This window comes from Pseudoalteromonas aurantia 208 (assembly GCF_014858725.1).
GTDB classification, from domain to species: Bacteria; Pseudomonadota; Gammaproteobacteria; order Enterobacterales; family Alteromonadaceae; genus Pseudoalteromonas; species Pseudoalteromonas aurantia.
Genome location: NZ_AQGV01000010.1, coordinates 177,667 through 200,876, shown reverse-complemented (window position 1 = coordinate 200,876; position 23,210 = coordinate 177,667). Strand labels below are relative to the sequence as shown.

General features: G+C 42.0%; 16 protein-coding genes. 13 read left to right on the top strand and 3 right to left on the bottom strand.

Features of this window, described 5'->3' with window-relative positions; translation table 11 throughout:
* Positions 1–85: 85 nt before the first annotated feature.
* Positions 86–2,128, bottom strand: a complete 2,043-nt coding sequence (locus PAUR_RS02500) for a glycoside hydrolase family 97 protein (protein ID WP_192506243.1) — start codon at positions 2,126–2,128, stop codon at positions 86–88.
* A 208-nt stretch (positions 2,129–2,336) separates the two neighbouring features.
* Here PAUR_RS02500 and PAUR_RS02495 point away from each other — a divergent pair, with 208 nt between their 5' ends.
* The gene (locus PAUR_RS02495; RefSeq protein ID WP_192506242.1) at positions 2,337–2,975 is read left to right on the top strand and encodes a methylamine utilization protein; all 639 of its coding nucleotides are present in this window, start codon (positions 2,337–2,339) and stop codon (positions 2,973–2,975) included.
* Positions 2,968–4,197: a hypothetical protein gene (locus tag PAUR_RS02490; RefSeq protein WP_225738264.1), complete on the top strand. Its 1,230-nt coding sequence runs from the start codon at positions 2,968–2,970 to the stop codon at positions 4,195–4,197. The genes PAUR_RS02495 and PAUR_RS02490 overlap by 8 nt, the downstream gene beginning before the upstream one ends.
* Before the next feature lie 61 nt (positions 4,198–4,258).
* On the opposite strand, the gene sthA is transcribed toward PAUR_RS02490, so the two are convergent.
* Positions 4,259–5,695 carry a Si-specific NAD(P)(+) transhydrogenase gene (sthA, locus tag PAUR_RS02485; protein ID WP_192506240.1) on the bottom strand — a complete coding sequence of 479 codons (1,437 nt, stop codon included), beginning with the start codon at positions 5,693–5,695 and terminating at the stop codon, positions 4,259–4,261.
* Positions 5,696–5,737: 42 nt separating this feature from the next.
* The gene (locus PAUR_RS02480; RefSeq protein ID WP_192506239.1) at positions 5,738–6,874 is read right to left on the bottom strand and encodes an acyl-CoA desaturase; all 1,137 of its coding nucleotides are present in this window, start codon (positions 6,872–6,874) and stop codon (positions 5,738–5,740) included.
* A 105-nt stretch (positions 6,875–6,979) separates the two neighbouring features.
* Here PAUR_RS02480 and fabR point away from each other — a divergent pair, with 105 nt between their 5' ends.
* The 11 genes from fabR to leuD all read left to right on the top strand — a co-directional run bounded on the left by fabR (position 6,980) and on the right by leuD (position 23,131).
* Positions 6,980–7,585, top strand: a complete 606-nt coding sequence (gene fabR / locus PAUR_RS02475) for an HTH-type transcriptional repressor FabR (protein WP_192506238.1) — start codon at positions 6,980–6,982, stop codon at positions 7,583–7,585.
* A 274-nt stretch (positions 7,586–7,859) separates the two neighbouring features.
* Positions 7,860–11,135 (top strand): M4 family metallopeptidase, encoded by a 3,276-nt coding sequence (locus PAUR_RS02470; protein ID WP_192506237.1) that lies wholly within the window; start codon positions 7,860–7,862, stop codon positions 11,133–11,135.
* A gap of 117 nt (positions 11,136–11,252) precedes the next feature.
* Entirely contained in the window at positions 11,253–13,262 is a 2,010-nt protein-coding gene (locus PAUR_RS02465; RefSeq protein WP_192506236.1) for a Hint domain-containing protein, read from the top strand.
* A 50-nt stretch (positions 13,263–13,312) separates the two neighbouring features.
* Positions 13,313–14,563, top strand: coding sequence for a hypothetical protein (locus tag PAUR_RS02460; RefSeq protein WP_192506235.1), 1,251 nt, complete (start codon positions 13,313–13,315; stop codon positions 14,561–14,563).
* A gap of 10 nt (positions 14,564–14,573) precedes the next feature.
* The gene (locus PAUR_RS02455; RefSeq protein ID WP_192506234.1) at positions 14,574–15,419 is read left to right on the top strand and encodes a GEVED domain-containing protein; all 846 of its coding nucleotides are present in this window, start codon (positions 14,574–14,576) and stop codon (positions 15,417–15,419) included.
* 9 nt (positions 15,420–15,428) lie between these two features.
* A complete protein-coding gene (locus tag PAUR_RS02450) occupies positions 15,429–16,907 on the top strand; it encodes an internalin (RefSeq protein WP_192506233.1) in 1,479 nt (492 codons plus the stop codon).
* Between the two features lie 50 nt (positions 16,908–16,957).
* Positions 16,958–18,022 carry a hypothetical protein gene (locus tag PAUR_RS02445; RefSeq protein ID WP_192506232.1) on the top strand — a complete coding sequence of 355 codons (1,065 nt, stop codon included), beginning with the start codon at positions 16,958–16,960 and terminating at the stop codon, positions 18,020–18,022.
* A 432-nt stretch (positions 18,023–18,454) separates the two neighbouring features.
* The gene (gene leuA / locus PAUR_RS02440) at positions 18,455–20,002 is read left to right on the top strand and encodes a 2-isopropylmalate synthase (protein ID WP_192506231.1); all 1,548 of its coding nucleotides are present in this window, start codon (positions 18,455–18,457) and stop codon (positions 20,000–20,002) included.
* Complete coding sequence (leuB, locus tag PAUR_RS02435; RefSeq protein WP_192506230.1) at positions 19,999–21,075, top strand: 3-isopropylmalate dehydrogenase; 1,077 nt, start codon at positions 19,999–20,001, stop codon at positions 21,073–21,075. The genes leuA and leuB overlap by 4 nt, the downstream gene beginning before the upstream one ends.
* 56 nt (positions 21,076–21,131) lie before the next feature.
* Positions 21,132–22,535, top strand: a complete 1,404-nt coding sequence (gene leuC / locus PAUR_RS02430; protein WP_192506229.1) for a 3-isopropylmalate dehydratase large subunit — start codon at positions 21,132–21,134, stop codon at positions 22,533–22,535.
* On the top strand, positions 22,532–23,131 hold the full coding sequence (gene leuD, locus PAUR_RS02425) for a 3-isopropylmalate dehydratase small subunit (protein WP_192506228.1): 600 nt from the start codon (positions 22,532–22,534) through the stop codon (positions 23,129–23,131). The genes leuC and leuD overlap by 4 nt, the downstream gene beginning before the upstream one ends.
* Positions 23,132–23,210 lie beyond the last annotated feature (79 nt).

Here is a 23,210-nt window from a genome sequence, read left to right as displayed (position 1 = left end):
CGAAGGCTATTGGAGCGTATTTCTTCAATGTAGCGTATGAAGCAAGCAAAATGCATGAGGTGTTACCTCATGCATAACAACGCGATTATAATGCTTTAAAACGGATAGCGGTGCCGCCACTGGGGGCGAGCGTTAAGGTCAGCGTGTCTTTTGCGGTAACGATTTGCTTATTGATTTGTATATCATATGGATTATTTTTCCACTCGGCTTGTTTTCCATCTTGATAAATATGTGCTTCATATTGGGTGTTTTCACTTAGAAAGTTCAATTTAACCGTGTGTGTTCTGGCCTGCTCATCAGTAATTGCACCAAGGTACCAGTCGTTGCCACGATAATTACCTCGTTTCCTTTCTTGCCTTGCAAAAACAACGTAATCACCCACTTCACCCGCTAAGGCAATACTTTGTTCCCAATCGGTCGGGACATCTTTAATAAACTGAAAAGCATCGGGCTTAGCGAGATAGTTAACAGGTAAATCTGCCGCCATTTGAATGGGGCTATATAAAACTACGTACAGAGCGAGTTGCTTAGCGAGTGTGGTTTGAGGTCGGTTAGTGTTCTCGCCCAGACCATTAAAACTCATGTCAAAAATGCCAGGCGTAAAGTCCATAGGCCCTGCGAGCATACGGGTATAAGCAAGCAAAGTCGTATGTTCAGGCGGGTTTGGAGGTGTTCCCCAAGCGTTAAATTCTTGCCCTCTGGCTCCTTCGCGCGCTAACCAGTTGGGGTAGGTACGACGTAACCCCGTATCTTTTATCGGCTCATGTGTGTTTATGCTGATTTTATACTTGGCTGCGAGTGTCACATTGGCTAAATACTCATTCACCATGAATTGACCGTCATGCCATTCAAAACGCGCATTGCCTCGCTCGTCTATACGCTTGATGTTACCTCCATCCGCAACGTAACCGGTCTTTACTTGATGAACACCTGTTTGTTGATAGAGTTTGAAGGCCGCTTCCATTTGTGTTCGATAATTACTGACGCTCCCTGAGGTCTCATGATGGCCAATAAGCCGAGCCCCCACTTTTTGACCATGCTCAGCTATGGCATTAATGTCAAAGTCATCATAAGCTTTGGTAAAGCTGAATACGTCGCCATTAGAAAACCAATCACCATCCCAACCTAGGTTCCACCCTTCGACTAACACACCATCAAAGCCATGCTCAGCTGCAAAGGTGAGATACGCTTTTGTGTTTTGAGTTGTCGCGCCATGCTTGGCACCACTGCCCCAAGTATTTTTACCAATATGCATGCCCCACCAGATACCAAGGTATTTACCTGGTTTGACCCATGAAACGTCTCCCAGTTTGTTTGGCTCATTTAAATTTAGAATTAAATGCGAATTTAAGAGGCCAGTCGCTGAATTACTAATTTGAATGGTACGCCATGGTGTTTTAAATTGACCATTGGTTTTGACTGCAACACCATCAGACCAAGGAGTTAAGTCAGCAACGAATGTCCCTGGACGACGTTGATTCAGTGTCATGGCTGCATAGTCAACAAGGGCTGCTTCATGAACACTGACGTGAACGCCATCGGCATTTCTAAGAGTAAATGGTGTGTGGACATGGCTTGCTTTAGGTAATGAGGTGGTGTTATAGGTATACTCATAGCGATTCCATCCGCGTGCAGGTATCCACCAAGCCGTGCTATTGTGCGCATCTGCAAAATTAAACTCTGTTAATTCACGAGTAATATAGCGAGCATTGGGTTTATTGACTTCATATCGAAATCCGATACCATCATCAAATGCGCGCACGCGCAGTATGTATGCAATATCTTGCGTCGTTTTATCCTTCAGCACTACGCTTAATTCGTTATGATGATCAGTGATTGTACGTGCCTCTCCCCACGGCTGCTGCCATTGATGGTGCGCACTGTTCTTGTTATGTTTAGCTATCGCTAGGTTGCTGCGCATTGCTGGGTGATGCTGAAAATCAAAACCAAGTTTGGAGCCGTTAATGATTTTTTTATTGTTGAAGGAGACGCTATAAGTGGGTGGCCCTTGCTCATCAGAGATAGAAAAAACAATATTATTATTTGGTGAACTTACAGAGTGTACGGTAGCAAAAGCAGTACACGATAATAAGCTAACAGTTAATGATAACGACGTGAGTAAACGCATAACAGGTTCCTAGTTAAGCATGTTAGTGGTGAGGTAGGGTTAGCATACTGCGCTGCAATTTCAGGATGAATAGCTTGCATACGTATTCATAATGAATGATAAGTTTGGTTGTACCGGTCTGTTTATATTCGGGTGTAAAAATACGAATTTGTGTATAGATAACCTATACTAAAATATAAGCGATTTCACACATAAAAATTGGTAAAAGATGAAAAAATTTATAGGGTTATTGTGTTGGCTAGGATTTTCTTGCCAAGCATTAGAGCTGACAGTGAAGGATACACAAGGCCAACCTTTAGTCGGTGCGGCTGTGTGGCTTGAGGGGAAGCAATGGTCAGTAAATGATATCTCACTTTCACAGCAATATAATATGGGACAAAAAGATCGAAACTTCACGCCACATGCTTTAATTGTGCCGCAAGGGGCCAAGGTTGATTTTCCTAATTTTGATTCAATTTTACATCACGTATATTCTTTCTCAGAACCCAAAGCATTTGAATTAAAGCTATATCGCGATAAGCCCCAAGCCCCGATCACCTTTTCTCAGACTGGTGTTGTGGAGCTTGGCTGTAATATTCATGACTGGATGCTAGGTTACATTTTGGTGGTGAACTCAGGGGTATTTGGTTTAACTGACATCAATGGCAAGGTTAACTTGCCATTGATGGAAAATCAGTTAGGCACAACGACGTTGAAAGTCTGGCATGAACGCTATGAAAATTTAGATAAACCAGAGTCAAAACAGCTGAACATTGTGCAAACTAATCAGAAAATACAGTACCAATTACAACAACCATTGCTTGATAAATTGGACTTTTTAACGGATGAAACGGATGGCTATGAATAAAAGGGTCACAGTGATTGGCAGCTTGTTTTTTCTGTTTGCTAATCAATCTTATGCAGTTGAGGGGCAGCTACACGGCTTGGTTGAAATAAGTGCGCATGATCGCAGTGAACAAAAATCGTGGACCGCGGGTGGTTGGGGGATGAGTCGTTTTGGTACGCAAAGCAATGTACTTAATATTTCCAGAGGTGTACTCGAAGGTCGCGTTGATTTGAGTTCTGCATGGTCTGGTCATGCTGTTGCACAATATGTCCCTGACCAAAATGATAAACTTGGTTTTACTGAAGCTTATGTCAATTATCAACCTCTTTCAAAACGATATCAGTTTAGGTCTCGTATTGGTGCCTTTTATCCTCGTATGTCGCTTGAAAACCCCAGTTTAGGTTGGTCTTCTCCTTATACTTATCAGTATTCCGCCATTAATGCTTGGATAGGGGAAGAAGTACGCACGTTTGGTGCTGAGTTTGAAATTAAGCGTCCAGCTAGGCGGTTTCGCAGCAAATATGATATCAGTTTTTTAGGGGCGCTTTATAAAGGTAATGATCCTGCGGGTACGCTAGTAGCTTGGCGTGGTTTTACGCCTCATGACAGGCAGTCAGTGATTAATGAGCGGGTCCAATTTGCTCCTTTGTATGCACTTATGGCACCGCAATTGGCGCACCAAGGTCAGTATGTAGAGCCATTCAGTGAAGTGGATGGACGCTTTGGTTATTACTTTGGTACGCATATTGGGTATTTGAAAAAACACACATTGCGGTTGTATTGGTATGATAACAATGGTGACCCATCGGTGCTCAATCGCAACACACAGCAATATGCGTGGGACACTAAATTTTGGAGTTTAGCGTGGCGTAGTAAGCTATCAAAACAGACTCAAGTCATTATGCAAGCTATGGTTGGTAACACGGCTATGGGTGCGCGCAGAGGCGTAGATAATGATTTTAATAGCTGGTTTGTGATGCTCAGCCATACATGGCAGAATTATAGAGTGAGTGGTAGGCTGGAGCAATCTAAAGTAATTGATAAAGATTTCTGGGAATTTGACCCCAATAATAGTGAAACACAGGCTGCTACCCTCAATATTCGCAAACAGCTGAATAAACAATGGCAATTAGGGTTTGAGTGGCAATATTTAGATACCCGCGCTGAATTCAGGCCGCCAGTAGGTCGTGATGCACAACAGCAAGAAACCCTTTATAGAGCGACTGCAAAGTACCAGTTTTAGCGTGTGTATTAAACGCAGCACAATAAAAAATGCGCGCCAGGTATACCCTGGCGCTGGTGGGCTAATCACATAATCTATTTAAGCCATTTAGGGCTGCCACCCGATAGGCTTCTGCCATTGTGGGGTAGTTAAAGGTGGTATTAACAAAGTATTCGACATTATTACCCGCGCCTTTTTGTTCCATAATTGCCTGTCCAATATGGACAATTTCGGACGCTCGTTCACCAAAGCAGTGTACACCTAATAACTCTTTGGTTTCCGCATGGAATAGCAATTTTAAACTGCCGACTTCGGTGCCCGTGATCTGTGCACGCGCTAAGTGTTTAAATTGCGCTCTACCAACTTCATAGGGTATTTTTGCCGCGGTGAGCTCTTGTTCAGTTTTACCGACAGAGCTCATTTCAGGGATTGTATAAATTCCAGCAGGGATATCAATAATCAACTTGTCGGCACTATCGCCTTGCACGATTGCATGGGCTGCAATTCGGCCTTGATCAAAAGCAGCGCTAGCTAGACTCGGATAACCTATTACATCGCCAACGGCATAAATATTATCAATGTCAGTTTGATAGTTCCCATTTACCTTGAGCTGGCCTCTTCCGTCAGCTTTTAATCCTACTGCAGCCAGATTTAAATCGTTGGTGTTACCGGTACGGCCATTGGCAAATAAAATACAGTCTGCTTTAACACGTTTTCCTGATTTCAAATGCAATATTACGCCGTCATCTCTTCCCTCTACGGTAGCAAATTCTTCGTTGTGACGAATAACGATACCACTATTCCAAAAGTGGTAACTGAGTGCATCAGATATCTCTGCATCCATAAAAGCAAGCAGTCGATCTCGGGTATTAATTAAGTCTACTTTTGCACCGAGCCCTTTGAAAATAGAAGCATACTCACAGCCAATGACACCTGCACCATAGATAATGACACGTTGCGGATTGTGCTTTAAGCTTAATATAGTATCACTGTCATAAACACGAGAATGTGTAAAATCCACTTCGGGAGGGCGATAGGGGCGAGAGCCCGTAGCTATCACAATTGTTTGCGCTGTTAATACTTCTTGAGAGCCATCATCATGTTGTACTTTTATCGTGTGTGCATCGATAAAACTGGCATCGCCTTGATATAAATGAATTCGATTTCTATCGTAGAAGCTACTGCGCAGGTTAGATTGCTTTGAAATAACGGTACTGGCATGATTCAAAATATCTTGAAATGTATGGCGTTGTGGCTTCTCTGTGAAACGATATAGAGGATTGGCTTTATATTCTATTAAGCGACTTACTGAATGACGTAGCGCTTTGGAAGGAATTGTTCCCCAGTGCACGCAGCCTCCACCAACAGCCTGCTGGCGCTCTATAACGGCGACGCGCTGTTGGCTTTTAGATAGATTCATAGCTGCACCTTCACCACCGGGCCCCGTGCCAATAATGATTGCGTCATACTGGTAGTTTTTTACTTCTTTTTCTTCAGGGGAACTTTGTTGTTTAGTCACAGCCTCTCCTCAACGTTAGACTAAAGAGGCTGTGAAACTCCGCTAAACGTTGAATGACGGTTTTAGCAGCCTCGCATTTAATGCTAGCCATGCTTGTTTTTGCTCGTGCCAAGCAGCTTCGAGCTCTTGGTACTGCGTTGCGAGCAGTGATTTATCACACTGCACGCGCATGGAATCTTTTTTGGCTTCTAATAGTGCTTTTTGCGCGACACAAAATGTCTGCAGTTTTTTTAGAAGCAAGTCATACTCTTGTTGTAACAATGTAAGCTTATCTTGCGCCAAAGGCAATTTTGCTAAGCGTACTTTTGTTTTAAGTAGTAACGTTTCCGCTTTGGCTTTTTCAATTCGCTCTACAGGGGTCCGTTTAAGTTTATAGGCTAGCCCCAAAGCAGCCATTGTACGGATCATCCATTTCGTTGGATCGTAATGATACCAGCGAATGCCATTGCGATAATCACTTGCAAAAATATGATGAAAGTTATGATAACCCTCTCCATAGGTGAATAACGCTAAAAACCCATTATCACGCGCGGTATTTTTCTCAGTATAGGGTCGAGAGCCCCAGATATGCGCCAGTGAATTGATGAAGAAGGTAAAGTGTTGACTCAGCACCAACCTTAATACTCCCGCCAATAGTAGCATTGCAATAATATCACCCACAAGCACACCCAGTAACAATGGAATACCTAGGTTAGTTGCGAGTACGAGCTTTAAATAATGGCGATGCTGGAACATCACGATTTTGTTACGTTGTAAATCACGGGCATTACTGTAATTTCCATAACTCTCACCTTGATGATCACGAAGCATCCACCCTATATGGCTATACCAAAACCCATTGGTTGCTGCATAGGGATCTTTGACTGGGTCATCGACTTGACCATGGTGGACTCGATGATCACTACTCCAATGCAAGGCACTGTTTTGCAATGCAAAAGCTCCGCCTATTGCGAATATCCATTGTATCACGGGGTGTGCATCATAAGCCTTATGAGCCCATAAGCGATGGTACCCAGCAGTAATAGATAGTCCAGCATAGAACATACAAGCTGTGAATACAGCCCAATGTGTTGCGGTATAGCCATATTCATAGCCATACCAGGGTACCAATGTGATGGCAGCCAAAAAGGTGATGCTAAAGAACAGCACATTTGTCCAAATAATCGGCGGTTTTTTCATTATTTAAATCTCAGCGTACACTTGTACGCTAAAATAGTATTTCATTCTGCTGCCGTCAAGTATTAGACTCTACAATGTTTGAACTAATTATATATGGAATGAAAAATGTCAGGTGTACGTGCGCAGCAAAAACAAAAAACTCGACAAGCGCTGATAGAAGCCGCTTTTAACCAGTTAAGTGCGGAACACAGTTTTTCAAATATTAGTTTACGTGAAGTCGCACGTGAAGCAGGTATTGCCCCCACTTCTTTTTATCGCCATTTTAAGGATATGAATGAACTAGGGTTAACCATGGTGGATGAAGCTGGTCTTACATTGCGCCAGTTGATGCGTCAAGCTAGGCGACGAATAGCAAACGGTGGCAGTGTCATAAATACCTCAGTGCAAACCTTTATGGAATTTATTGATACATCAAGTAACCAGTTTAGATTATTGCTCAGAGAACGCTCAGGCACGTCTAAGGCGTTTCGAGCTGCAGTTGCAAGAGAAATTAAGCATTTTACGTTAGAGCTTGCACACTATCTAGAATCTGAAACGCCATGCAATAAAAACCATGCGTACATGCAAGCAGAAGCAATGGTTATTTTAGTTTTTAATGCGGGAGCTGATGCACTAGATCAAGATAGTCAACAACTTAGTGAATTAACAGAACGTTTGATTTGGCAGCTCCGCTACATTGCTCGAGGCGCTGCACATTATGGTGGCCACTAGTCACTCTTCAGGAAAATAGTTGAAGTAAAAACTCTTTTAATACTTTTTTGGTATTTATAATCTAATCGTCAAAATTCTCGTTCATAAACCCGAAAATGTTAATTTTTTGTTTTTTAAATAACCAGTTAGATCAAGTTCTTGCTGGTTATTTGTGCTACTTCCATACTTTATTGTTATTTTAATGTTAAATTTGATCCATTACTCTAAATAAAATATTCACAATTGTTTGCTGTGTGTATTTCTTTATTTATCACATCTGTGTAAAGGAGTTAGGATGAATACGCTTTCGATATCCGCGATTAGTGGCTTGATGAGTATTGCATTTGGTAGTCATGCAATAGAGCAGCAGAATTTAATGAACCAAAGTCATATTTGGGCACAAGTACAGAAAAAAATTGTTCAGTCCAATATGGCTTTAAAAGCAGAGAAAAATCTGTCAGAGCTCACCATTAATTATCGAGCGATGAAGACCGTTGGTGCCAATAATCGTTATCAGCACTATCAAGTATATGTTGGCAATATTCCCGTTTTAAACAGTCGCTTTGTTCTATTGGTCGATAAACTAGGCGATATCGAACAAGGTCTAGGTAGTGCTATTATTGCTGAAGAAGAATTCGCTACCTCTATACCGGATATATTTCGTTTAACCGAAACTCAAATTAAGCATACTTTAACAAAGCAGTTTATTGCGGATGGGATCCCGTTCACAAATGAACTGTCATTTAGCAAGGCGTTCATGTTGGATGAGAACGAACTCCAAGCCGTTTTTGTTGCACGAGTGCACACACCTGAGCGGCGAGTAAACTTCATTATAAACGCAGAAACTCTAAAAGTGATCCGAAAAGACAATGATATTGATGGGTTAAATCCTCAAGCAGAGTTGATTGCTGGAGGAGGAATTGGCGGTAATGAGAAATTAGGGGCGGTTTGTTATTCTCCAGCTCCAATGAGTATGAACAATTGCTTATCTTACAAGTTTCAAGCAACCGATGTCGCAGCTGCTGAGGTATTGTTTACAGATAATAATGTAAGTCTTTTTAGTGCATTCTCAGGATACCCGTTCATTGTCACTAAAGAGCAGGGAAATTGTGCGCTAGAAAACCCTTACGTAAAGACCATCGATTATATCGCTGACAAAACAAAAGCAGCCAGTTATCAATGTAGTAACTCAAACGAGAATTTTGATAAGGAAACAATAGACAATCAGTATTATGATTACTACAGCTACTCAGGCTTAAATGATGCTCACTTCAATGCTGGCCTAGTGATGCAGTATTACCACCAACTTTTAACAGAGATGTTCCCTGATCAAGGGTCTACCTGTGAGGCAGCGGGTTTTTGTTTAAAGCAATTATCACAGAATGTAGGCAACAACACGTATGGTAACTCGCAAGCCAATTGGGACGATACCCATGTGAATTATGGCACAGGGAATTATGGGGGAACGCATTACTACCATACAACCTTAGATATAGTGGCTCATGAGGTCAGTCATGCAGTAACATTTTGGAATAGCCAGTTAAATGCCAGCGGTCAAGATGGTGCATTGAATGAAGCTTTTTCAGATATTGCAAGCGTCGCAGTGTTTGATTATTTTTCACAATATGTTCGGGGCTCATACCGTCAGTCAACCGCTTTTAAAAACAAATCAGTGGATCAGGTTACAAGTCATGATGGTAATCGAAAATGGTGGTACGGCTGGGATGTCTTATATGAAGACACGGGAGCTCGGTATTTTGAGATGCCTTCTTGGGATGGCAAGAGCATTGACCACTTTAAGTCATACGAACCGAGTCAGTCGATATATAGTACAGCGGGTGTTTTTAGAAAAGCCTTTTATGAATTGGTAAAAACGCAAGGTTGGAGTATTCAAGATGGATTTAAGTTATTTCTTCGAGCCAACGTAAATTGTTTTTTTACCGGCGCATCGGTGCAAGATGCTGGTATGTGTTTGATTGACCAAGCGCGGTTTTTTAGTCACATAGGCACAGAGAGTGAAGTAACAGCACAAATAGATAACACTTTGCACTCGGTAGGAATTGTTGCGAATAACACACAACTTTCGTCATTAGAATTTGATAGTGCGATGCATTACGACACCGTTAGTTATACTTTAAATAGTATTGCTGCCACGGATATAAAAGAGATCGAGGTTGAGTGGGGTGATGGCACTAATGAACGTTGGCAAAAAAGTAACAATTCAGCTATTCACCCATTCTTACAACGCTCGCGCGTTTTAGATATTGATGAACTTATTCGGTTTAAGCTCACAGTCACAAAAACAGACAGTACAAAGTTGGTGGGCTTTAGGCATTATTTTAGTCGAGCTGTGAAAGCCGCATGTGCACCAACGCTTGCACAAGGAAACTCTCCGTTGTCTTCACTATCTATCAACGCGCAGAGCGTGCCCTTAGCGCATCAACCTTACCAAAGTGTCCTGACGCCTACTCTACTTATGAATAAGCATAGTGAACAGCAATTGCAATTTGACAATACGCTCAATGGTAAACTCGTATCGGTATTATTTGATAATAACCGTGATGGTTTGTTTTCATCGAATGAACTAATCATAGAGAATCAAGTGATTAATAATGGACAAGTGCGTTTTAAACTAAAAGATCAAACAACCGCTGGTATTGGCTTGATGCGATTATCATTTGGGGGGAAATATACATTCTATGATACGTGTGGATATGCAAAAGCATCTCAAGTAATTGATGTGAAAACGGACGTTGATGTGCCTGAACTTCCGATACAAGCAAGTTTTAGCTACCAGTTGTTGGCGAATAACCAGATTAAGTTTATCAATACTTCTCAAGTAAATAAGGTTCGTCAACCGAGTTACTATTGGCAATTCGGGCATGATAACCAAACGAGCCATAATGAGCAGCCTGAAACGGTGAGTTATCCGTTAACAAATGGAACTTATCGAGTGTCACTGCGAGTTACTTACCAAGATGGCAGTGGGCAAACAGATGAAGTGACTCAGGACATAATACTGACTGCCCCATCAGAGTGTAAAAGCAGAATCACTACGTCAAACAATGCGCAAGCGTTATATATTGATGAAATGCATGTATGGACATCTATTCACAACCGTAATCTCATCGCAAATGCGTCAGGTACAAATAATACTGGTTATAAAAAGCATGCAACTAACCTCGAGTTTTTACGCCGTGCAGAATTAAATGTAGATATCAAATCTAATGTATTAAATGAAGCAACGGTCGATAGGCTGTTAAGCCGCGACAATCGTGATGTACGTCTTACTGTTTGGGTTGACCAAGACAAAGATAAAGTATTTCGTTCTGATGAATCTAATAGTTTCGATATGAGTGGTAACTACACCAAAGACTGCAATAACGGCCAATGTCGAATAAAAGCTAGCCAAGCCATATTTTTACCCAGCATGTATTGGTGGCAAAAAAAGAACTTCACACTTCGAGTCCGACTTGAAGAGCATCCTTTGACTGAATTTGGTCACGATGGCTGTAGTAACTTCAACTATGGTGAGGTTGAAGATATGGAAATTACAGTGAAAGGTCGTTAACGCCACCATTTTATCCCGTCATATATAGCCGTAAGGTCCTTACATAGATAGATGTAAGGGCCCTGAGCGTGAGCTCAAAATTCAATGTGTTTTGTTATAAAATAATAAGGAAAACAGATGAAAATCTTAAGTTTATCTATTGCATTGGCGTTAGGTGGGGCTTCAATTTCTGCGCACGCTTCGCAGTCAGATATCGCCATGACTGCCGCTGCGCCGTATTTTAATGTTGAACATGGTTTTGCACGTACAAACCTTAAAACAAAAGAAAACAATCAGGCTTTAAAAGATCGATTAAATAAATATGGGTTGAATAAACACAACCGCCCACACTTATTTTCTTTAATAAACAAACAGCTTGAATCAGGGTATACATCTTCTTCGTTTTTCGGTGCACAGGGTCTTGAAAGTAAGGCTGAGGAATGTGATGCACATCGTGTCAGCTTATGTTCATTTTTCAAGCATATGGGAGTTGAAGTTCTCACGCCTCCAGGAACAGATGAAGAGCATTTAGTGATCTCTGCGTTAAATAGTGAGAATAAAACCACTGATTATACTTTTATTGATATTACATTAGTGGATGAAAAGGGCAGTTCAATTACGTTGCCGCGCTATGCTGAGTATTTTGGGGATGGGCCAGAAAAAAAACGAAAATCAATTTACTCTTCAGTGAAAGTTGCTGATGCCTTACAAAAACTGAAAACGGTTGAACGTGTTTATGCCGATGCCTGGGTGACTGTAATCTATACGGATGCCAGTGGTAAAGAAGTCGTTGAAGACCGCAACTCTAAAGTAGAATATTCAAAAGACACCATATTAGCGCTGTTGGGTTACGTAGCACCAGATATGTTGGTTAGTTCGGCAGCTGAACTTGAACAGCAAAACTTCGATATGGATATATTGAGAGCATCGAATGGTGCATATGGTGCGAATGTGTCTCACCCGAGGGATGTTCGCTCAGCTGCAGGCCCGACAACGCCAGATCAAAAAATTATCGTGTGTCTTAATCGAAATTACGGCGATTGTGATTATGAGAATATTTACCCAACTAATACACCCAATGATCAGCTTAAGTTAAAGATCCCATTTGTGGGTGAATACACCATGCTTGGCAAAGTGTCACGTATTTATCGCTCTGATTGGAGTGTGTTAGACGTAATAGAAAACCCAGATGGCACAACCAAGTTGGTGCCGGGCGGACAAGTTGAAAAGCCAGCTGTACTTGACTTTGGTACTAATATTTTTATTCAAACGAAAGAGGGAGGTGGGGCAACGACTATTTCAGGGGATCAATATAGCGATATACAGAATTTCTTTGCTGATAACCTCAATGTTGAGTACATCACCGTTGGGCGACGCACCACGACCAAGTTATCTTGGAACATCCCTCGAAACCAAGGGGTTTTTGGTGATGCATCACTTTATGGCCGTTATCAAGATGCGAATTGGGTGATGAATATAGCGGTAGATAATGCGCCTCGACCTAACCAAACGCCACGCGCTGAAACAATAGTTATTGGATCCGCTGGGTTAGCGGGGTCTTGGGAAAATACTGACCATCCACAAATGCAAATCGTTTATAGCTGCTTGGCCGAAGGTAGCCTTATTACATTACCAGATGGCAGTCAATTACCGATAGAAACATTAAGTGTTGGCGATACCGTTCTAGGGGCAAGTCAATATCATCCGACTCAAAAGTTGAATCTTGAAATTGCAGATATTTCAATTGGTGTTGAGGCTATTCCCATGATCCAGCTAACAACCAAAGATGGAAAAACACTGCTGTTAACTGAGTCTCACCCTGTCATTACGCAATCAGGAGAGTCGGTATGGGCAAAAGATTTGCAGCTAGGTGAGCATATTCATACTCAAGGGGCAATGCAATTTATTAGCAAAATTGAGCAGGTAAAGTTTGATGGCAATGTTTATAACCTGCGTTTGAAGCGAACCAAGAAAGATCCTGTCGAGCTGGAGGGAGAAACTTTTAGCATGTTTGCAAATGGGATTCAGGTGGGCGATTTAGCAATGCAAAGTAACAACGAATTCAAAAATGTGATTGAAACAGAACAAGATGTACTGAATCGCATACCAGAAACTTGGCATAAAGATTATTTGAATAGCTTACGCTAATCAAGGAATGGCTCTGATGATTTTTGGGGCCGAACACACGGAGAGACATTATGAGAAATTTTGTTTATACCCCAGTATTGCTGGCTTTGTTCAGTACGGCGAGTTTTGCCGCAAGTATAACGCCCTCTTTTGAAGAAGGTGCTAAGCCTAAGATATTATCAAACAGTAGCGATAATATTGATTCAGTTCCACTAGGCACGGCCTATAAAAGTAAGGGTCAAGTTTTCCTAGGGTTACAGTCAGTAACAGGGGCAGAAGTTGAAGATTTAGGTAATTCAAAAATTGATTTTAGAGTGGGCGTCGATTTGGGCTACGAGCAAGCGCTGAAACTTATTGATGGAAAGGTGGACGCAGGCTTCAAGTTTCCGGCTGTTCGCATTGATGCTGGCGCCAATTATGCCAAAGATATTAGCGCGGATAAGTATACGGGGACTTACACGGTGTATTCATCCGTTAAGCCCAAATCACGTATGTTAATGCCTGCATCAACAATGGGTTACCAGCCTACAATGGCCGCGCAAGACTTGGCTATTGCTGAGCCAGGTAATAAAGCAAGCAACTTAGGTGATGGCTTCGTTCACGGTTTTGCATATGGGTCTAACGTCGTTATTAACATGAAAATTGATTACCGGAATGAAGAAGATAAACGGTCTATTGGTGGCTACTTAAGTGTTGATTGGATTGGCAAAGTGAAAGTCAATGGTGAGCTTCAAAAGCTCGATGATAGTAAGCGGCAATCCATTAAAATCTCTGTAAGTGGTTATCAAAGTGGCGGTGATCCGAATCGATTATTGACGATTATTCCTAATGGCATTATGCGGTGTACATTACTAAATCCAGAGCCATGTTTTGCATTATTTGAGTCTGCAGTGAATTATTTGAAAACCGATTATATCAATCAATTTAATTCATTGGATGATTACAATATTACCGATACATATGTTGCGAATTATCAAGACTCAGGCCCAATGTTACAGCAACTGGTACCTGCTCAAGGTTATGTAGCCGTAAATTACTTAACCAAGCTGGTTGTAAAAGAGTTAACAAATCGCTGGATAACAGAACGGTTAACTTATCGTAGAGCCAAAAACTTACAACGCTATTATGCTTCTCAATTTTCCACTTTGGAGCTAAATCAACTGCACGAAATTGAGACTTCAAGCCGAAGTAATGCCAACTTATTTGCAGATATGGTGGATTATTGTGAGCAAAACCCTGAAGGGAGTTATTGTTTGGATTACGAGGCCGAAAACCTGAGTTATTACCGAGATTACAGCAGCTTTAGTCAGGTATTAAAATAAGGATATGATCATGATAAGACAACTTATAGCCGCATCATCATTGATGTGCATTGCAGCAACGGTTCAAGCGAACACAGAATCAGAAACAAGCGCAAATTATAATGAATTAGGAGATCTACTAACGGTTCAACAGGCGCAAGGTCGATTCGCTTGGTTAGAGAAATGCTATGACGGTTTACTTGTTGAGGTGTGGGAACGTGCGTTTGATACAACCGATATTATCAGCAAAGAACAGAAGCTTGCGCAATTAAGGGCGTTATGGTTATCCCCGGAACGTCTTGCTCAAGGGCATGGGCAATACCTCACTTTTGCTAATTCAGATTTTACTAATCCATATAACTGGCATGCTGGGGCGAATGCAGCAGATGCATGCAGCACGATGCCACCTGAATATGTACCAGTTGCTTTAAAGACGACCGTTTTAAAAAATGCATATTGTGACAATGTTGCGTTTGATAGTGAATGGGAATGGATTGATAAGGTAACGCTTGATGACTTTAGTCATGACTCGGCACGCCACAGTTACACAGCTGTGTCAGGTAAGGTGATTACGTTATCAGCCGGAAGAGAGGCTTCTATGACGATAACACCGGGTAATAAAGAGCCGCAATATCCTTCTTATGTTGCGGCAAGAGTATGGGTTGATTGGGACCAAGACGGTCAATTTTCAGACTCAGAAATGGTGTATAAATCGGCGTCAGACGGAGTGTTTAAATTTGCAATCAGTGTCCCGACTGAGCAGCCAGGAGGAGTGACGTTAATGCGTGTAGCCACTGACTCTGGAGGTGGTTCTGACAATGCGTGTAACCGTATCCATTATGGTGAAGTTGAAGATTACCTAGTGACAATTCGTTAAGGAGCAACCATGAAATCAATATATTTTACAATGCTGGTGGTAGGATTGACTAGCCAGTATGCATTAGCAAAAGAGTCATCACTAGCAAGTCAGCAGTCAAATGCAGGCTCAACTATATCGGGGTTAATCAATGATCATGTGTCAATCGGCACAGCCTATGATAGCCAGACCAAGCGTTTTTTGAATGTACAACCAATATCTGGACGTGTGGACGAAACGTTTGGAAATACAGAAGTTAAATTCAAAACCGGAATTGACATGAGCTATGATGATTTGCTCAGTACCTTGAATGGTAGTGTTGATATTGATGTTAATTTTCCCGTCGTGCGAGTTTCGGCCGGTGCGTCGTTAGCGAAAGAAATGGCATCGAGCACATATTCTAGTTCATATACATTTAGCGCAACGAGTACGCCTAAAAAACGACTGTTTTTACCTGAGGATAGTAATGTTGGGTATACGCTTACGCCTGCAGGGAGTGAAATAGCGAATAAACACCAAGCGCGTATTCAACAGTTAGCAGGTGACGAGTTTGTGAGTGCAATAGAGTATGGCGCTAATATTATGGTCAACTTAAAAATAGATTATGGCAGTAATCGCGATAAATCTGAAATTGGTGGTTACCTTGATGTTGATTTATATGGCGGCGTATTTAACGTAGGCGGACAGCTTAAATATTTGCAAGATGATACAAAGTCATCAGTAAAAATCACCGTGAGAGCCATTCAACATGGCGGCGATCCGAAACAGCTACTGAGTATTATCCCTAATAATATAATTACGTGCTCCTTGGATAACCCTAAGCCGTGTTTTGATATGTTTTATGAAGCCGTGAAGTATTCAAAAGATGGTTTTAGAACACAACTTAACTCATTGAGTGATTACAATGTTGTGCGTTATTACACTACGCGTTACGACAGTGCGTCATTAGCTATTCGACCATTAGTTGCCGATTATCAAAAAGTACGTAATGCAACGAAATGGATGATCAGTGAGTTGGAAGATGATTTTAAGCAAGCTGTGCTAGATGAGCAGCGTGCTACGAGTCTTTTAACCAGTTATTACGCCTATTTACCGGATTCGCAAAGTAACGCAGTGGAACAAATCCAAAAATTGGCGTATGACAATGCATGGTTTTTATTCAATGCCGCACAGTTTTGCCGAGATAATCCGTTTGGTACATCCTGTGAGGTTGAAGTGCAAAAAATGAAAGATGATTGTACGCGTCGTGGTAAAACCTGTCCTGCAAGTTACGATGTTACGCAACTACAGCTACCTTCATCAGATCGTTTGGATTGGAAACAGTGTGAATTAGCTCGACAGGAAGCCGTTCGTGCGGGGGTGATCAGTGAAAATGAGAGTGTTAAATATCGCAATATGCGCTGGGCGCCAACGTTCATAAATGCTAAGACACCTGCAGTAGGTATATTAAATTGGCGATTATGTGAGGGTGCATTGAGTACTTACGGTACGGTATTTGGCACAGACTAAAGTAATGATAGAGCTAAAGTCAGAGACTTTGGCTCTAACAAGGACTGAGCATGAGACTATTATTTAGCTTTTTAATATTGTGCTTTTCGTGCGGTGTTGTAGCCCAGCGTTATTATAGTGAACGATATAGCCAATCTGATTTAGGGAAAGGGTTTGACCAAGAGTTACACCAAGAGCAGGACAGTTGTGTTACGGGGGATCTAAAATTTCATAGTGCGATGTCTGGCGAGCTTGACTACTTACAGCATCAGAACTCAGTAGCAATAAGTCGCAGAACGTTCGGTGAGATCCATGCAGGGGTAAACTTATTTATTGTTGCAGGTAGCGTTTCAACATCGATTAATCACCGAAATTCAACCGATAATTTGAGTTTAACGTCTCAACTACACCTTAAGCTTGATGAAGGGTATAGCACATTAGAAAACCGCTCGCTGGTGGCGGATTATGATAAAAAAGCATGTGGGGGTGCATTTATTTATCAACTTAATTATGGCCGAGATATATTTATTAATACACGTTTACACTTTCGCTCTGAAGCTGATTTTAAGCGTTTCGTCACGAAAATTAAAATACGTCTATTATTTTTCAAGAAAACCATCACTAAAGTGAAGTTAATTGAAAAATATGCAGCAAATGCAGTGTTAAGTATTGATGCAAATTCAAATGCTTCACTCCCCGCAGGTTTGACACAATTATTAAATAGCAATACACAGCATTGCAGAGGAAGTGATATCACGCCTTGTTTGAATACGTTACAGCGTTTATCCGATTATGTATTTGGGGATACTGGATTTACGAGTGATTTAAATAAGTTAAAGAAAGCACCTCGTAGTGTGGCGACGCGTTCTTATCAAGACTCTGGTCACTATGATCTGATGGATGCTGCGCAGGTACGAGTTGACCACCAATATGATCACATATGGCGCTCAGTTGAAGCGCGTTTTGGCGATGCTGTCCGACGACATACACGTGCTGAAGCATTTCTTACTATAGCGACTGAGAATGAGTATGATGATGCGCAAATTGAATATGATATGGCAACTCAGAATTTATCTGAATTAAGCGCACTGCGAGAAACATGTCAGCAGAGGCCATGGCTTGGGGAGTGTAGCTAATTTATTCACAAATGAAGCGAGTAGAGTTAATTAGCAGAGCTGACAACGGCATATTGCTTTTTATAGATATTTAATTGCTTTATAAATCTACTACAGATCAAAAATAAAGATTAGGATTTATTCTTTTTAGATACACGAAGTGGTTAATATAGTCTTTATTTGTTTTTTTATTGGTTTTATTTTTCTTAAAAAAAGAATATTAGATTTATTTTTGAAAAAAATATGCTTGATCTTGGTTTTGAATGCATGATAAAACATAATTAATCCATCAACAGGACAACTTTGCTCAATGAAAAAAACAACGCGCTTGTCATTACTGCTTAACCTCTTACTCATTAAATGTAAGAGCGGGGCGTAGTGCGCGTAACTGAGCAACTACTTTCAACCCCGCACATTGCGGGGTTTTTTATTTTTTGGGCCGAGGAATAGGGTATGCAGGATAAAGTTTGGATTTTTGATACGACATTGCGTGATGGCGAGCAAGCATTAAAAGCCAGTTTAACAGAAGATGATAAATTGCAACTTGCGCATGTGATAAGCCGCCTCAATGTTGATGTTATGGAAGTTGGATTTCCTGTATCTAGCCCCGCTGACTTCAGAGCAGTACAGCGTATTGCGACTGAAGTACGTAATCCAATCATTTGTGGTTTGGCACGCGCGGTAAGCAAAGACATTGAAGCATGTGGCGAAGCTCTGCGACCTGCAGAACGTGGTCGTATCCATACATTTATTGCAACCAGCCCCTTGCACCTAGAGCACAAGCTACGTATGAGCTTGGATGATGCGACAGCTATGGCTGTTAAATCAATTAAATTAGCACGTAATTATACTGATGACGTTGAGTTCTCATGTGAAGATGCTGGGCGCACCCCACATGCCGATTTATGTCGTATTGTCGAGTCTGCGATTAATGCCGGTGCATCGACCATTAATTTGCCAGATACTGTAGGGTACGTTACACCTGATGAGTATTCAGCCATGATCCGTCATTTAATGAATAATGTGCCGAATATAGATAAAGCGCGCTTAAGTGTGCATTGCCACAATGATTTAGGTTTGGCGGTGGCCAATTCTGTTGCCGCGGTGCAAGCGGGTGCGAGACAAATCGAATGTACCATTAATGGTATTGGAGAGCGCGCAGGTAATTGTTCTTTAGAAGAAGTGGCCATGATCATGAAGATGCGTCAAGACTACTTAAAAGTACATACTGCTATTCGCAGTGAAGAAATTTACCGAGCATCTCGACAGGTCGCAAAAATCTGTAATATGTCAGTGCAGCCAAATAAAGCAATTGTGGGTGAAAATGCGTTCGCTCATAGCTCTGGGATCCACCAAGACGGTGTTTTAAAGGCGCAGAATACCTATGAGATCATGTCACCAGAAAGTGTTGGTGTACCAAACAATCAACTCAATATGACGTCTCGTTCGGGTCGTCATGTAATAGAGCATCGCTTATCTGAATTGGGTTATCAAAAGTCGGATTACGATATGGACAGTCTATATACTAGCTTTTTAGCATTGGCAGACCAAAAGGGTACCGTGTATGACTATGATCTTGAGGCCATGATCCACTTTAACCAAATGGGTGATGATGATGATCAATTTAAGCTTGAATTTGTCAATTCAACCTCGAATTCCCAGTCGGTTGCCAGTTCGACTATTGGTATGACAGTCGCAGGTCAATCTAAACAAGAAGCCGCAACGGGTAATGGTCCGGTAGAAGCGTCCTTTCTAGCCATTGAGCGAATTATCGGTATGTCTGTTGAAGTCATAGAATACAACTTAGACGCGACGGGGCAAGGTGCAAGCTCGCTTGGCCAAGTAGATATTATTGCAAAGTATAACGGACGGCAATATCACGGTGCAGGTCTTGCTGCTGATGTTGTTGAAGCATCGGTACGGGCTATGGTCCGTGTTTATAATCTTATTAACAGAGCGCAAAAAGTCTCTGATTTGAAACAACAAAGGAAAGCAGGATGAGCCAAGCAAGTTACCAAGTTGCCGTATTAGCCGGAGATGGCATTGGCCCAGAAGTTATGGCAGCAGCAGATAGAGTGCTAGATGCTGTGAGTGAAAAATTTGAGTTCAAGTTAAATCGTCAAACCCACGCGATTGGTGGTGCAGCCATTGATGAATTTGGTAAAGCATTACCCGAGACAACACTGGAAGCGTGTGAAGCTGCGGATGCTATTCTATTTGGCTCAGTTGGTGGCCCAAAGTGGGAACACTTACCACCGAGTGAGCAACCTGAACGTGCTTCTCTATTACCATTACGTAAACATTTCGGATTATTTTGTAATTTACGTCCGGCACAATTATTACCTGCATTAAGTGGTGCTTCTCCATTACGTGCAGATATTAGCGAGCAAGGCTTCGATATTTTGTGTGTACGAGAGTTAACGGGCGGGATTTATTTTGGCGAAAAAGGTCGTGACGGGGAAGGTGATCAAGAAGCTGCTTTTGATACCCAGCGTTATTCTCGAAAAGAAATAGAGCGAATTGCTCGCTTTGCGTTTGAAGCAGCTAAACTACGTAATAATCATGTCACGTCGGTTGATAAGGCTAATGTATTGGCATCCAGTGTACTTTGGCGTGAAGTGGTCACAGAAGTGAGTCAAGATTACCCTGAAGTTCAGTTGGATTACATCTATGTTGATAATGCTGCAATGCAGCTCGTAAAGCAACCAAGTCAGTTTGACGTGTTGTTATGCGATAACTTGTTTGGTGATATTTTATCTGATGAGTGTGCCATGATCACCGGCTCCATGGGATTACTCCCTTCGGCGAGTTTGAATCAATCAGGTTTTGGCTTATATGAACCTGCTGGCGGCTCTGCGCCAGATATTGCCGGTAAAGGCATTGCTAACCCAATAGCACAGATTCTAAGTGCAGCCCTAATGTTACGTTATTCGCTGGGTCAAGATGAAGCCGCACGCGCCATAGAAAAGGCTGTCGCTGAGGCGGTTGCAGCAGGTGTTGGTACACCAGATATATATCCAGAAGGTGGTTACACCACACAAGATGTGGCACAAGCCATAGTATCGCGAATTTAATAGCAACGAATGCGGTGACTTCCGTCAGGTTACCGCTCTATTTGAGGATGTAGCACGTGGCTCAAACCTTATATGACAAAATTTGGCAATCGCATGTGGTTGCACAGATCAATGAACAAACCGACTTACTCTATATAGACAGACATTTAGTCCATGAAGTGACGTCACCTCAAGCATTTTCAGGCTTGCGTGAAAAAAATCGTCCAGTACGTTGCCCGGGAAAAACCTTTGCGACAATGGATCATAATGTCTCTACTAAAAGCCGGTCTTTAGATGCGGCCAGTGAGGTATCAAAAAACCAGTTGATGGCATTAGCTGAAAACTGTAAAGAATTTGGCATTGTGTTGTATGACTTAAATTCAATAAACCAAGGAATTGTGCATGTTATGGGGCCTGAGCAAGGGATCACTCTGCCTGGCACTACCATTGTATGCGGTGACAGTCATACCTCTACCCATGGTGCTTTTGGTGCATTGGCACATGGTATTGGTACTTCTGAAGTCGAACATGTATTAGCAACACAAACTTTACAGCAAAAAAAAGCCAAATCGTTAAAAATACAAATTAATGGTGTGCTTCGGCCAACAGTGACAGCAAAAGATTTGATCATGGCAGTGATTGGCGTACTCGGTACTGCTGGTGGTACAGGTTATGTGGCTGAATTCTGTGGTGCTGGTATTGAAGCACTATCGATGGAGGCGAGAATGACACTGTGCAATATGAGCATTGAAATGGGTGCCAAAGCCGGTTTGATTGCGCCAGACGACATTACATATGCGTATTTAAAAGGTCGCCCGTTTGCACCTAGTGAGGAAGAGTTTGAGGCGGCTGTTTCATACTGGCGCACGCTTCATTCAGATGAAGGGGCGCAATTTGACAGAGTGGTTGAGCTTAATGCGCAAGATATTCAGCCTCAAGTGACGTGGGGCACCAGCCCTGAACAGGTGATTGGTATTGATGAGGTTGTGCCGAACCCAGAGCAAGAAAGCGATTTAATTAAAGCTGATGCGATCCGCAGTGCTTTGCAATACATGGGACTTGAAGCTGGGCAAAAATTAACAGATGCAAAAGTGGATACTGTATTTATTGGCTCTTGTACCAATAGCCGTATTGAAGACTTGCGTGCTGCGGCATCAGTGGTCGAAGGTAAAACAGTTGCACACGGTGTTGAAGCGTTGATTGTGCCAGGGTCGGGTTTGGTGAAACAGCAAGCTGAGCAAGAAGGCCTAGCAGAGATTTTCAAAGCGGCGGGCTTTGAGTGGCGAGAACCAGGTTGTTCAATGTGCTTAGCTATGAATGACGACAAACTTGGCGCCGGTAAGCGGTGTGCCTCAACATCAAATCGAAATTTCGAAGGGCGGCAAGGGCGTGGTGGGCGGACACATTTAGTTAGTCCAGCGATGGCTGCAGCGGCAGCAATTGCCGGTCACTTCACGGATATAAGAGGGGAGGCATCATGAGTACATATCACCAAGGCCTATTAGCACCGCTGGATAAAAATAATGTGGACACCGACCAGATTATTCCTAAACAGTTTCTGACATCGACGAGCCGTGATGGTTTTGATAAAGCCCTTTTTTATGATTGGCGTTATTTAGATGATGGTGCGTCTAATCCTGACTTTGTATTAAATCGAGCGTGCTATAAAGGTGCATCAATTTTACTAACCCGTGATAACTTTGGTTGTGGTTCATCTCGGGAGCATGCACCATGGGCGCTTAAGCAATATGGTTTCAGTATTATACTAGCCGAAAGTTTTGCCGATATTTTCTTTAATAATTGTGGCAACAATCAAATGCTGTGTATCGCGCTTGCGGCTGACACATTAGAATATTTATTCTCACTCGCTGAACAGCATGATGATATGAAAGTTGAAGTAGACTTAGTACAACAACAGTTACGCAGTCCCTATTTTGATGCGATTAACTTTGATGTTCGGGCCGATATAAAAGCTCGACTATTAAGTGGGCTAGACTTTATTGGTGAAACAGAACAGCTCAATGATGCGATTAGTGCCTTTGAGAGCAAATTAGAATCTGAGCGACCATGGCAATAATGTGACTTTAGCAGTCCACTATATCAAGCGGTGGGTTAAGCGCATTTAATTGCAAACAACCAAAGGGCTAGTTACCCTT